The 13150-nt window shown below is 66.6% G+C and carries 12 protein-coding genes; 5 read left to right on the forward strand and 7 right to left on the reverse strand.

The window, feature by feature from the left end:
* Positions 1–43 precede the first annotated feature (43 nt).
* Together ACYKG1_RS11815 and ACYKG1_RS11820 are read left to right on the forward strand one after the other, a co-directional pair.
* A complete protein-coding gene (locus tag ACYKG1_RS11815; protein ID WP_100472690.1) occupies positions 44–718 on the forward strand; it encodes a response regulator in 675 nt (224 codons plus the stop codon).
* Positions 711–2093: a sensor histidine kinase gene (locus tag ACYKG1_RS11820; RefSeq protein ID WP_478470581.1), complete on the forward strand. Its 1383-nt coding sequence runs from the start codon at positions 711–713 to the stop codon at positions 2091–2093. The genes ACYKG1_RS11815 and ACYKG1_RS11820 overlap by 8 nt, the downstream gene beginning before the upstream one ends.
* A 75-nt stretch (positions 2094–2168) precedes the next feature.
* Here ACYKG1_RS11820 and ACYKG1_RS11825 read toward each other — a convergent pair whose 3' ends face one another.
* The gene (locus tag ACYKG1_RS11825) at positions 2169–4520 is read right to left on the reverse strand and encodes a GH92 family glycosyl hydrolase (protein WP_478470583.1); all 2352 of its coding nucleotides are present in this window, start codon (positions 4518–4520) and stop codon (positions 2169–2171) included.
* Here ACYKG1_RS11825 and ACYKG1_RS11830 point away from each other — a divergent pair, their 5' ends adjacent.
* The gene (locus tag ACYKG1_RS11830) at positions 4521–7193 is read left to right on the forward strand and encodes an autotransporter family protein (RefSeq protein WP_478470584.1); all 2673 of its coding nucleotides are present in this window, start codon (positions 4521–4523) and stop codon (positions 7191–7193) included.
* Between the two features lie 205 nt (positions 7194–7398).
* Here the strand turns inward: ACYKG1_RS11830 and ACYKG1_RS11835 are convergent, their stop codons facing one another.
* Both ACYKG1_RS11835 and ACYKG1_RS11840 read right to left on the reverse strand, forming a co-directional pair.
* Positions 7399–7722: a thioredoxin family protein gene (locus ACYKG1_RS11835; protein ID WP_100472701.1), complete on the reverse strand. Its 324-nt coding sequence runs from the start codon at positions 7720–7722 to the stop codon at positions 7399–7401.
* A gap of 5 nt (positions 7723–7727) precedes the next feature.
* A complete protein-coding gene (locus tag ACYKG1_RS11840; RefSeq protein WP_100472704.1) occupies positions 7728–8144 on the reverse strand; it encodes a host attachment family protein in 417 nt (138 codons plus the stop codon).
* A gap of 182 nt (positions 8145–8326) precedes the next feature.
* Here ACYKG1_RS11840 and ACYKG1_RS11845 point away from each other — a divergent pair, with 182 nt between their 5' ends.
* The gene (locus ACYKG1_RS11845) at positions 8327–8455 is read left to right on the forward strand and encodes a hypothetical protein (protein ID WP_256202341.1); all 129 of its coding nucleotides are present in this window, start codon (positions 8327–8329) and stop codon (positions 8453–8455) included.
* A 260-nt stretch (positions 8456–8715) separates the two neighbouring features.
* Positions 8716–10203: a glycine betaine/L-proline transporter ProP gene (gene proP, locus ACYKG1_RS11850; protein WP_478470587.1), complete on the forward strand. Its 1488-nt coding sequence runs from the start codon at positions 8716–8718 to the stop codon at positions 10201–10203.
* 85 nt (positions 10204–10288) lie between these two features.
* Here the strand turns inward: proP and ACYKG1_RS11855 are convergent, their stop codons facing one another.
* The 4 genes from ACYKG1_RS11855 to ACYKG1_RS11870 all read right to left on the reverse strand — a co-directional run bounded on the left by ACYKG1_RS11855 (position 10289) and on the right by ACYKG1_RS11870 (position 13142).
* The gene (locus tag ACYKG1_RS11855; RefSeq protein WP_478470589.1) at positions 10289–10504 is read right to left on the reverse strand and encodes a hypothetical protein; all 216 of its coding nucleotides are present in this window, start codon (positions 10502–10504) and stop codon (positions 10289–10291) included.
* Positions 10505–10513: 9 nt separating this feature from the next.
* Entirely contained in the window at positions 10514–11140 is a 627-nt protein-coding gene (locus tag ACYKG1_RS11860) for an ATPase (RefSeq protein WP_478470590.1), read from the reverse strand.
* 3 nt (positions 11141–11143) lie between these two features.
* On the reverse strand, positions 11144–11485 hold the full coding sequence (locus ACYKG1_RS11865; RefSeq protein WP_043033329.1) for a type II toxin-antitoxin system prevent-host-death family antitoxin: 342 nt from the start codon (positions 11483–11485) through the stop codon (positions 11144–11146).
* Positions 11486–11555: 70 nt separating this feature from the next.
* A complete protein-coding gene (locus ACYKG1_RS11870) occupies positions 11556–13142 on the reverse strand; it encodes a sensor histidine kinase (RefSeq protein WP_100472715.1) in 1587 nt (528 codons plus the stop codon).
* Positions 13143–13150: the final 8 nt, after the last annotated feature.

Here is a 13150-nt window from a genome sequence, read left to right on the forward strand (position 1 = left end):
CGCACTTGCGCCAGACTTGCCCCAACCTTGCACGAAGCTTGCAATGCGAATCCTGCTGATCGAAGACGACGCCGCCCTGGCCGATGGACTGATCCGCGCCCTGCAGGGCGCCGGCCATCTGTGCGACCACCTCTCGCGCGGGCTGCACGCGCCGGCTGCACTGGCCAGCGCGCCGTATGACGTGATGGTGCTTGACCTTTCATTGCCCGACGTCGATGGCCTCGACCTGCTCTCGCGCCTGCGCAACGATGGTGTGACCCTGCCGGTGCTGATCCTGACTGCACGCGATGGCGTGGAGGACCGCATCCTCGGCCTCGACCGTGGCGGCGATGATTACCTGGCCAAGCCTTTCGCCCTGGGTGAACTGGAGGCGCGCCTGCGCGCGCTGTCACGCCGCCGCAGTGATGCACCGGCGCAGAAACGTCTGGGCCGGTTGTGCTTCGACAGCATCCGCAACGAAGTGCAGGTCGAAGGCCAGCGCATCGAGCTGACCGCGCGCGAACTGTCGCTGGTCGAAACGCTGATGCAGCATCCCGGCCGCACCGTCACCAAGCAGCGCCTGTTCGACGCGCTGTACAGCTGGGACCACGAGGCCAACCTGTCGGTGATTGAAGTGCATGTCAGCCGCCTGCGCCGCAAACTGGAGCAGGCCCGCGCCGGCGTCGGCATCCGCATGCTGCGCGGCCTGGGTTATCGGCTGGAGGCCATGGGTGACTGAGCGCGTGCTCAGCCTGCGCGGCCTGCTGCTGCGCCGCCTGTGGCTGCCGCTGCTGGTACTGCTGCTGTGCAGCGCGGTTGGATCGTTCGCATTGGCCCGCTTCTATGCCGGCCAGGTCTACGACCGCTGGCTGCTGGACTCGGCGATGTCATTGTCCGAGCTGGTGAAGGTGCAGGACGGGCGTGCCTCGATCGAGATCACCCCGGCGGTGTCGCGCATGTTCACCTGGGACACCGCCGACGAAGTGCATGGCGAAGTGGTGGATGCCGATGGCGGGCGCCTGTATGGCGACCTGCCCGAAGCCCTGCCACGCCCCGCAATCGCGGCTGGAAATGATGACGATGCCGTCTACTACGATGCACGTGTGCGTGGGCAGCCGGTGCGCATGGTGGAGGTGGTGGTCAGCGCCGGGCCGGGCCACGATATCCGGCTGCGCGTCGCCGAGACGCTGCGCAAGCGCCATCGCCTGGAGCGCAAGCTGCTGCTGACCAGCATCCCGTTCCAGGCCGCGATCCTGGCGCTGGCCGCATGGTTGGCCTGGTCCAGTACCGGTGCTGCCGCACGGCATGCCAATCAAGTGGCGCGGAAGCTCGCCAGCCCGCGGCCGGATCCGTTGGCGCCGCTGGAGCCCGCGCAGGAAGCCCCCCGCGAACTATGGCCAGCCGTGGAGGCGTACAACGCGCTGCTGCAGCGACTTGACGCCATGCAGGCTGCGCAGCGCCGCTTCGTCAGCAACGCCGCACACCAGTTGCGCACGCCGCTGGCGGCGATGCAGGTGGAGTTGGAGAGTTCGCTGCGCCAGCATGATCCGCAGGCGCAGCAGCTGGCGCTGTCCGGCACGCTGGCCGGGCTGGCGCGGCTGCAGCACCTGGTCAACCAGCTGCTGATGCTCAGCCGCTCCGAGGATCCGCATGGCAGCGCACTGCCGCTGCAACCGCTGGACCTGGCCGCGCTGGCGCGTGGCGTGGTGGAGCGCTACGCCGATCGTGCGTTGGCGGCGGGCGTGGACCTGGGCTACGAGGGGCCCGATGACGGCGTGCAGGTACAGGGTGCCCCCCAGCTGCTGCGCGAGGCGCTGGGCAACCTGCTGGACAATGCGCTGCGCTACGGTGCCGTGCCCGGTGTGATCACCCTGGGACTACAGCAGGATGCCGAGGGCGTGCAGGTATGGGTGGACGATGACGGCGCCGGCATCGCCGAAACCGAACGCACGCGCGTCACGGAACGTTTCTATCGGGCCAGCAGCGAAGGCGACGGCTGCGGACTGGGCCTGGCGATCGTGGCCGAGATCGCGCAGCGGCATGGTGCGATGCTGGTGATCGCCACCGCCCCCATCGGTGGCGCGCGCGTGGGGTTGCGGTTTCGTTCCCGCTGACGTGCCGCGTGCCAACCAAGGTTGGCACCTACCAGGTGCGGGGCAATGGCGGCGGCAGGACGGCGCCGCTCCGCATCACCGGCTCATCGAATACGGCGCCTGCGCACCCTGCCCCGGCCAGTCCTTGTTCGGCTCGGCCTGCATGCTGAAACGCAGCTCGCCGCCGGCCAGGATTTCGTCGTGGCGCAGGAAGGCGCGCTGCAGCGGCTTGCCGTTGAGGCTCACGCTGCCCACATAGGTGTGCTTGTCGTCCAGGCCATCGGCCACGATGGTGAACGTCTTGCCGTTGGGCAGGCGCATCGCGGTCTTCGGCAGGAACGGACGACCCAGGATGTACTCGCCCGAGCCCGGTGCCACCGGGTAGAAGCCCAGCGCGGTGAACACGTACCACGCCGACATCTGGCCGACGTCATCATTGCCGGCCAGGCCATCGGGGCGGTCGGCGTACTGGCTGTCCATGATCTGCTTCAGGCGCGCCTGCGTTCGCCACGGCTGGCCGGCATGCGAATACAGATAGGCCACATGATGGCTGGGCTCGTTGCCATGCGCATACCAGCCGATCAGGCCGGTGATATCTTCCATGTGCTCGAAGATGGACGGATCGACCTTGGCGTTGAACACCTCATCGAGGCGCGCGAGCAGCTTGTCGCTGCCGCCGTGCGCGGCGGCCAGGCCGGCCACGTCCTGCGGCACGTACCATGAATACTGCCAGGCATTGCCTTCGGTATAGTCGGTGCCGTAGCCGCTGGCGCTGGGGTCGAACGGCGTGCGGAAGCTGCCATCGCGCTTGCGCGCTCGCATGAAGCCGGTGTCCTTGTCGAACGCGTTGCGCCAGTTGCCAGCACGCTTGTCGAAGGTGGCCGCGATATCGGCCTTGCCCATCGCCTGCGCCATGCGCGCGATGGTCCAGTCATCGAAGGCATATTCCAGCGTCTTGCTGGCCGCTTCGCCTTCCTCGTCGATCGGCACATAGCCCAGCTCGCGGTACTGCGCGATGCCGTCATAGGGGCCGTAGTTCGCGGTCTCGACCATCGCCTTCAACGCCTTGTCGGCGTCGAAGCCACGGATGCCCTTCACGTACGCATCGGCGATCACCGGCACGGCGTGGTAGCCGATCATGCACCAGTCTTCCAGGCCGTGGAACGACCACACCGGCAGCATGCCGTACGGGCTGTGCTCATGGTGGGCCAGCATCGAATTGACGAAGTCGCTGTTGCGCTTCTCCGGCTGCACCAGCGTCAGCAACGGATGCAGCGCGCGATAGGTATCCCACAGCGAGAACGTGGAGTAATTGGTATAGCCCTCGGCCTTGTGCACGGCGTTGTCCGGGCCGCGGTACTGGCCATCGGCATCCATGAACAGGGTCGGCCCCAACAGGGTGTGGTACAGCGCGGTATAGGCGCTGCGTCGCGCATGTTCCGGCGCATCGATATCGAGCACCGACAGCGCCTGCGTCCATTCCTGCTTTGCCTGCGCGCGAACGTGGTCAAAATCGAAGTCGGCCACTTCCGCGTCGAGGTTGGCGATGGCACCGGCTTCGCTGACCGGTGAAATGGCCACCTTGACCACCAATGGTGCGTCCAGCTTGCCGAACGCGAACGTACCGACCAGCTGCCGCCCTTCGATCTGCGCACGCTGCGCTGGGTCCTTCTCACCCGGTGGCGGGAAGCCCTTGTAGACGATGTCCTGTTCGGTGTTGTGCAGCTCGTGCCCGGCCAGCGGTCGCGAGAAACGCATCGCGAAGTACAGCTGGCGGCCCGGCGCCCAGCCACGCGTCTCGCGGAAGCCGGTCACCGTGCCGTCGGCACGCACCCGCACCCGCGACCACAGCACCTTGCCCGGGTAGTCGTACATGCTGGTACGCATGTCCAGCAGCACCTTGGCGTCGGTGCCCTTGGGGAAGGCATAGCGGTGCACGCCCACGCGCGCACTGGTGGTCAGCTCGGCGCGCACCTTGTAGTCGTCCAAGGTGACCGCGTAGTAGCCCGGCTCGGCCTTCTCGTCGTCATGGCGGAAGCGCGAGGCATAGCCGCTGCGAGGCTTCTGCGGATCGCCGCGCTCGAGGCCCGGCTCGCCGGTGAACGGCATCAGCAGGATGTCGCCCAGGTCGGAGTGACCGGTGCCAGAGAAATGCGTGTGCGAGAAGCCGACGATGCTGCTGTCGTCGTAGCGGTAGCCAGCTGCCCAGCCGTAGGCCTTTTCGCGCGGCTGGATGCGCGTGTCCGGGCTGAGCTGGACCATGCCGAACGGCACCGTGGCACCCGGGTAGGTGTGGCCTTCGCCGCCGGTACCAATGAACGGGTCAACCGAGGCATAGGCCTTGTCGGCGACCGATCTGGCAGGAGTAGCAGAAGCCAGGCCGGAAGCGAACATCGCCGTGGCGGCGACAGCGATCAGGAGACGACGGTCCAGCGTGGGCATCGGCATTTGGATCGATTCAGGTGGTGGTCAGATCCTAGCACTCACGTATCGGCGCCGCATGTTGCGCTGCGGCTGAACGATTCCACTGGCGCAGCCTATGGCAAGCAGAGATTGCAATTAATTGCATGGATCGATCCAGACACGCTTGCCACACTGTCCCCAAGCCTGGCACAGCGGTGCAAAGCCTGTGGCGGCATTCGCAGTACTCATGCGCCCCTCCCCCACTTTGCAGCCACGGGCTGGCAAAGGCACCGAAATCACTTCGCCCCCGCGTCATCCCGGCCTTTTGTTCACAGCGACGAAGGGAATGCGATCCCTTTCCTGAAGTTCGATTCCTACAGGAGTTCCACGATGAAGATCGCAGTTCGTCATTCCCTTGCACTGGCCATCGCCGCCGGCATCGCCCTCGCGCACACGGCGCAGGCCGGCAGTCTTGGACCTGGTCAGGGCGCCGAGGTCAACCCGGGCGACACGCCCGAAACATGGGTCCTGAACGGCGCAGGGTTGAATGCCAAGCCAGGCGCCCGTCTTCTGGGGATCAATGCAACCAACAGATCCGACATCATCGCAATTGGTACATCCATTGAGGGGCGGGTCAACCTGACCAACAGCTCAATTACGCTGATCCAGGGCACCCTACACAACACCGCTGGCCCCGCCCTGAGCCTGACCACCTCCGGTGGCGGTGCCGGCTGGTCGATCGCATTCATCGAGCGCAGCACAGTGTTCGGTGCCGGCTTCGGCGGCAGTGCCACACAGGGGGCTGCCCTGACGCTGGACGCAAGCCGGCTTGAGGGTACGTTCAACTCCAGCGGTACCTTTGACCGCGGCATTGGATTCCTGCTGGCCGACCCGGCCCACCTGCTTGCCCGGAATGGAAGCACCCTCATTGGTGACGACGCTGGCATTACGGCAACGTATCAACTGGCCGCGCCCGGTGATCGAGGCAATGTGGAAATAGACGCCTCCCGCGTCGAAGGTCGAAACGGCGCGGGTATACACGTCGTGCGCCTTGGCAGCGGGCCTTCTGTCGTCGCGACGTTCAATTTCCGCAACGGCAGCGAGTTGATCGGCGGCAGCGGAACCGCACTCCTGGTTGAGGATGCGGGCGCAGTGATCGACCTGAATCTGGATGCCTCGCGCGCGACCGGCGGCATTGTCAACGCAGCCGGTGGCACGGTTGACGTCGCACTGTCCAACGGCGCGAGCATCACCGGCGTCATGACCAGCGTCACCAGCGCCACGCTGGACTCGGCCACCTGGAACATGACCGGAAACTCCACGGTCGGTGCTCTCAGCCTCGGCAATGGCACCATCTCCCTGGGCGACGGCTCCGCCTTCCACACGCTCAACGTGGCTGGCAACTTCAGCGGCGCGGATGGCACGATCGTGTTCAACACCGTGCTGGCTGGCGATGATGCGGCCACCGACAGGCTCGTCATCGGCGGCGACACCAGCGGCACGGCCAACGTGCGCGTCAACAACGTAGGGGGTGCCGGTGCACAGACCCACCAAGGGATCCAGTTGATCCAGGTCGGCGGTGCCTCCAATGGCCAGTTCAACCTGGCCGGCCGCGCGGTGGGCGGTCAGTACGAGTACTTCCTGCACAAGGGCACTGGCACCGACGGCAACTGGTACCTGCGCTCGCAGCTGCCGACCGTGCCGGACCCGTGTGTTGTCGATCCCCGCCTACCGCAATGCCGACCGGTCGATCCCGTGGATCCCGTGGATCCCGTGGATCCGATTGAACCGGAACCGGTGCTGCGCCCGGAACCGGGTGCCTACCTGGCCAATCTGCAGGCCGCGCAGAACATGTTCCGCCTCGGCTATCACGACCGGCATGCCGGCCAGAACAGCGGCCGCGCCTGGGCGCGCGTGGATGGTTCGCGCAATGGCTTCGATGCGGTCAGCAAGCAACTGGATATCCGAGGCAACAGCCAGGCGCTGACTGTCGGTGCCGATCTATGGCGTCACGATTCGGGTAGCAGCGCGGGTGTAATGCTGTCCAGCGGTAATGCCACCAGCACCTCCACCAATGAACTGACTGGCTACTACGCCCGCGGCAAGGTGAAGGGCGAGGCGCTGGGCCTCTACGGCACCTGGCGCGGCGGCAATGGCGCCGATCCGTATGCCGGCTTCTATGTGGATGGCTCGCTGCAGCGGGCGCAGTTCCGCAACCGCGTGGAAGGCATCGGCCTGGCTGCCGAGCGCTACGACAGCCGCGCCTGGCGGGGTGCGGTGGAAACCGGCTACGCGTTCCGTGTAGGCGGCGCCCGCAATGGCGGCCTCTATCTGGAGCCGCAGCTGCAGGTGGGCTACAACCGCTGGCACAGCAACCGCCACACCGAAGCCAACGGCACGGTGGTGGGCGCGGAGAACGCCAACGGCCTGTTCGGTCGCGCGGGCCTTCGTCTGTCCGGCGTGACCCGCTGGGGCAGCGGGTCCACCGAGGTGCAGCCGTACCTGGCCGCCCACTGGCTGCATACCCGTGCCGAATCGCAGATCCGCATGGATGACGAGGTGGTGGATGCCCGCATTCCGCGCAGCCGTGGCGAGTTCAGTGCCGGTGCGTCGCTGAAGTTCAGCAACGGCATCGGCGCCTGGGGTGGGCTGTCGCTGCAACACGCCAGTGGCTATCACCAGACCAGTGCGCAGGTGGGCATGAGCTACAACTGGTAAGGCGTTTCGGGCCTGGAGAAGGCAGCTCCGGCGCAGGCCCGGGCCGCCCTTTGCTGTTGGGCGGCATGAAGGGTTGCACGACGCGCGGGCCACGTTGAATTGAACCCTGCGGCACAATCGGGCACGGCTTTGCTGGACCTCCGTGGAGCTTGGCTCCACGGCAATCAGTTGAGCGTGGCGCGACGCCGCATAAGGCGGGTGCCGATCAATCGGGTAGCGCGCTCTCCAAGGTTGCCAGATCTGCGCGTTCCACCGGCCGCACCACCCGCGCCACTTCCTGGCCGTCACGCAGCAGGACCACGGTTGGCCACAGCTTCACCTGGAACGAGCGACCCAGCGGCTTGCCCTTGCCATCCTCGATCTTCCAGTGCGGCAGGTCGTGCGCATCCACGACTGCCTGCAGCGCCGGTTGCGCAGCCTGGCAGTGGCCACACCACGGCGCGCCGAACTCCAGCAGCAGCCAACCGGCCTGCGCATCAACATCGGCGCGGGCCGGTTCGGCGGCAACATGGTCACGCATGAATGGCATGCGTGCTACGCCGCCAGCGCTTTCTGGATGTCTTCCAGCGGCGCGTTGGTCAGGTCCTTGGCGATATCACCCAGCAGGCGCGCCTGGACCTCCTTGTGCAGCAGCGGCCGGATGCGCCCCAGCGTGGTCGGGTCGGCCACCAGTACCAGGTGCGCATAGCGGTTGTTCAGTGCATCCTCGTTGAGCTGCTCGGCGACCTGCTTGGCGAACGTCGCTTCGTTGAGCTGGGAGATGGACATGTCCTTTGGCACCGCCCCGGCCGGGCCCTGCCCGGATACACCCTGCTCGCTGATGTCCTGCAGCCGCAGCTCGCCTTCCTGCTTCAGGGCCAGCTGATGCTCGCTGCCAACGTTGGTGAACACGCGGGCCGAACCACCATCGGCGACGATGATCAGCGTACCTTCGGGAATGCGACGGGTCATGCGATGCTCCTTCTCGATTGCGTTCACCCCCACCGTAGACAGCACGGTGTGAGCGCTGCGGCCAGAGTTCGTTCAACACATGTCATTGCGTTGCATTCGCGCATGAACAGGCGCGATGGAACACAGCGTGCAGATCAGCCCGCTTCGCTGCATGCTCACGCCAATGCCGTTATGATGAACGGATGATCGACACGACCCACTACGTGACGGGCGCACCTGTTACGTGGGAAGCACTGCCGACCGGCGCTTCGCTTGCCACGAATGCTCCCGCCCTGCATTTCCATCGCCTCGCGCTGGATCCCGGCGGATGACGCCCGCAGGCCCGTTGCCTGCACTCCCTACGCTGATGTGACTCCCGGCCGCTGACTGCGCGGCCGCTGTGATTGCGTTGCTGCGTTTCCGCCATGGCAGCGGTGCTTTGCCGTGCGCGGCGCGTTGCGCCTGCACACATTGCCCGGCCCCCACGCCACTCACCGATGCCCCTGCGCCACCTGCGCCTGCATCGCCGTTTCCGATTTCCGGGACCTGTCTCACCGCTCATTTCCCCTCTTCTACCTACAAGGGAGCCCCCATGCAGGACACCCCCGATGCACATGCCCATTTCGGCTGGTTCAAGCGCCGCCGCCACCTGAAGGTCGATGAGATCACCGTCGTCGACAAGCCCATGCTCAAGCGCGCCGTCGGCGCCGCCGCCCTCGGCAATGCCATGGAGTGGTTCGACTTTGGTGTCTACGGCTATCTGGCCGTCACCATCGGCCAGGTGTTCTTCCCGTCCAGCAATCCCACCGCACAGGTGATCGCCGCGTTCGCCACCTTCACCGTGGCGTTCCTGGTGCGCCCCCTGGGCGGCCTGGTATTCGGCCCGCTGGGTGATCGCTACGGCCGCCAGAAAGTGCTGGCGTTCACCATGATCCTGATGGCGCTAGGCACCTTTGCGATCGGCCTGATTCCCGCCTACGAGCGCATCGGCATCTGGGCGCCGGTGCTGTTGCTGCTGGCACGCGTGGTACAGGGCTTCTCCACCGGTGGCGAGTATGGCGGCGCGGCCACCTTCATCGCCGAGTACTCCACCGACCGCAACCGCGGCCTGATGGGTAGCTGGCTGGAGTTCGGCACGCTGGGCGGCTATATCGCCGGCGCCGGTACCGTAACGGCACTGCACATGCTGTTGAGCAGCGAACAGATGCTGGACTGGGGCTGGCGCATTCCGTTCCTGGTGGCCGGCCCGCTGGGCCTGCTCGGCCTGTACATGCGCATGAGGCTGGAGGAAACCCCGGCATTCCGCGCTTTTGCCGAAGAAGCCGAAAAGCGCGAGCACGACCGGCCCGGGCTGGGCGCGCTGTTGCAGGTACATGGCCGCCAGCTGCTGGTCTGCATGGGCCTGGTGCTGGTGTTCAACGTGACCGATTACATGCTGCTGACCTACATGCCCAGCTACCTCAGCGTCACCATGGGCTACGCCGAGAGCAAGGGCCTGCTGCTGATCATCATCGTGATGCTGGCGATGATGCCGCTGAACATCGTCGGCGGGTTGTTCAGTGACAAGCTGGGCCGCCGCCCGATGATCATCGGCGCCTGCATCGCGTTGCTGGTGCTGGCGGTGCCGTGCCTGCTGCTGGTCGGCAGCGGCAATGATGGGCTGATCTTCCTCGGGCTGATGCTGCTGGGGCTGGCGCTGGTGTGCTTCACCAGTTCGATGCCATCCACGCTGCCGGCACTGTTCTATACCCCGGTGCGCTACAGCGCGCTGTCGATCGCCTTCAACGTGTCGGTGTCGCTGTTCGGTGGCACCACGCCGCTGGTGACCGCGTGGCTGGTGGAACGCACCGGCGACCCGCTGGTACCGGCCTACTACCTGATGGGCGCGGCGGTGATCGGCCTGGTGACCATGCTGTTCGTGAAGGAGACCGCCGGCCTGCCGCTGCGCGGTTCGCCGCCGGCCGTCGGCTGCAGGAAGGAAGCCGCTGCGCTGTTGAAGAGCGATGTACCCGTGACGGTGGATCCGAACCTGCCACCGCTACCGGACGTTGCGGAACCCGAGCAGGTGAAGCCGGCCTGAGGCTGGGCGCAGAACGCGATCCTCGCTTGGCGTGGATCCCAGGGGACACTGGCGCCGGGTGCATACACCCGGCGCTACGTTGGCGTTACTTCTTGATGCGGGCCAGCTTCCCCGGCGTCCAGCGCAGCATCCAGGTGTAGTGACCCTCCGGCGGGCAGACGTGGCGGTTCGGGCTCTTCCATTCACAGACTGTTGCCCCGGCAGTGACTGTGAAATCGACAATGATGCGATCACCCTGGTTGCGGATGGCGCGGATGGCGCCAGGAATCTGTCCAGCCGTGCAGCCCAGGCATCCACGCATGGCGTGGATCTACGGCGGGGTGTCCAACTCCATCGCACGCATTACGATGGGTTTGGCCCAGTCCGGCGTATGCAGCAGTTCGGCCACCGACACCGGATACTGCAATTGGCCATGCGCCATCGCCAGCACCGGCAGCGGTTCGACGCAGCCCTCGGCGTCGGCCGGGGCGCTGTTGTCGTAGACATGCAGCTCGGCCAGGTGTGGCAGCAGTTCCAGCAGGTTCTCGCGCGCCGAATCAAAGCGCGCGTGGATCTTCTCCACCGGGATGTCATGGCCGCCGGCAGCCACCCGTGCCGCAACGCGGGCGATATGCAGCTCGACCGTGGCCAGGCCACAGAACCAGATCGCCACCTGATGCCGTTCGCAGGCCTCACGCAGCAGGCGTGGAATGGTGTTGCCGCCCAGCGTGGTCTCGAAGGCGAAGTCCGTGCCATCGGCCATGGCCTGGCGCAGGCGGCGGGTGCCTTCCTGCCAGGCCTCGGCGTTGGCCTCCGGCAACGGCCCGCCGGCCTCCACCAGGCGGCGGGTGAACGAATCGGGGTTGAACCAGCCCAGCCCTTCGGCTTCCAGCCAGGTACCCAACAGCGAACTCTTGCCGGCGCCGTTGACGCCGGCCAGCACCAGGATGCGCCCCATCGGTCAGAGCGGACGGCCGAGGGTGACCTTGCGGCCGCGGCGGATCGGCTGGCCCAGTACCTTGCCCAGCCCCTCACCGCGCTGCAGGCCGGCCAGGGTCTGGTCGAACTCACCGCGCAGGCGCAGCAGTTCTTCACTGCGCTCACCGGCGTCACCGCCGGCGGCCTTGGCCAGCAGCTCCTGGTACGTGCGGATGTCCACGATCACCGCTTCCGGATGATTGTGGTTGGTGATGACCAGCGCCTGCTTCTCGCGCACGGTGCGCATCAGGCTCGGCCAGCCCCGGGTCTTCACGGACGAAGCCGGGGCCTTCTCGAGGCCAGGCAGGTCCAGCGGCAGGGTCATGGCATGGCTCCAGGCAGGGGTGATGAGAGCCACTATACCCAATTTGGCCAAATTGGAGATAAATTCCCTTTTACCCGTTGGGCCGGGTATCCGGGGCGTCAGTCTGCAGCAGGCTGTCGCGCTCGCGCAGCGGGAAGCGGATCCAGGCGTCCAGGCCTTGCGGGCCAAAGCGCAGCTCGCCGCTGCCGGCCAGCTCGTACGGCACGCGCTGCTCGATCAGCGCCCGGCCAAGGCCACGCTGGCGGGGCAGCTCCCAGTCCTCCACCTCGGCATGGCGCTCGCACCAATGCAGGCCCAGCCATGGCTGGCCGGCCTGAACCTGCAGATCCCAGGCCACCTCGATCCGGCCATCCTCATGGGTCAGTGCGCCATGCCGCAGGGCATTGGTCGCCAGCTCGTGGATCGCCAGGGACAGCACTTCGGCTGCTTTCGGCGGCAGCAGCACGTCCTCGCCCTGCAGGCGGTAGGCCGCCGCTGCCGGTGTCTGTGCCGCGATCTCTTCGTCGAGCATGCCGCGCAGGCAGACCCCCGCGTTGGCACCACGGGTCAGCAGGCTCTGCGTGCGCGCCAGCGACATCAGCCGCCCGCACAGGCGTTCGGCGTACTCATCCACGCTGCCAACCGACTCGCGGGTCCGCCAGGCAATGGCATGGATGGTCGACATGATGTTGCGCACCCGGTGCTGCAGTTCGGCCAGCAACACCGACTGGCGCTCGGTGGCGCGCTTGAGATCGTCGATGTCCACGGCGATGGCGAACACGCCGGTTACTTCGCCGTCTGCATCGCGCAGTGGCGCGGCGGCGACGCGTGTCCAGCGTGCGCGCCCGTCATCATGGGTGAACTGGAACTCCAGGCCCGGAACCACCGTCTCGCCCCGCAACGCCCGGGCGATGGCGAAGTCCTCGGGGCCGATGGCCGAACCGTCTGCATGCCAGCCGCGCCAGCGATGCTGGTTCTCTGCATCGGTCGAGGGCACCTTGCCACTGGGCAGGTACGCACGCATCTGATCATTGGACAGCTGCAGGCGGCCTTCGGCGTCGACAATGCAGACACCCACCGGCAGCACCTTGAATGCCAGCGCCAACCGGCGATCGCTTTCCCGCCGCTTGCGCTCCTCGCGCTCGCGGGCCGCCTGCGCAACGTGCGCCGCGGTGGTCTCGAACATGGTCACCAGCACGCCGTTGATGCGGCCTTCCTCTCCGCAGATGGGGCTGTAGGTGATGGTGAACCAGACATCCTCCAACCGCCCCCGCCGCGCCAGCGGATAGAGCTTGTCCTCAAAGGTGATGGTCTCGCCCTGCCAGACCCGCTGGTAGATCGGCCCGTTGATGTGCCAGACCTCGGGCCAGCACTCGCGGGTCGGCTGGCCGAGTCCGCCAGGATGCTTGTCGGCGAGGATCTCGGCATAGCCGTCGTTGTAGAGCTGCACCAACTGTTCGCCCCACAGCACGATCATCGGGAAGCCGTGGGCCAGCATCAGGTCGACGGTGGCGCGCAGGTGGGGCGGCCACTGCTCACAGGCGCCCAATGGCGTGGACGACCAGTCGTGGCGCGCGATGCGCGCGGCCATGCCATCGTGGCGCGCCTGCAGGCGCGGGGCCGGCAGCATTCCGCCCCTCGGGCCGGCGGCCTGGAGGCCTTCGATGCGGCGCGACATGCCGCGCA

It is taken from the genome of Stenotrophomonas sp. 85239_Sma, from assembly GCF_056481725.1.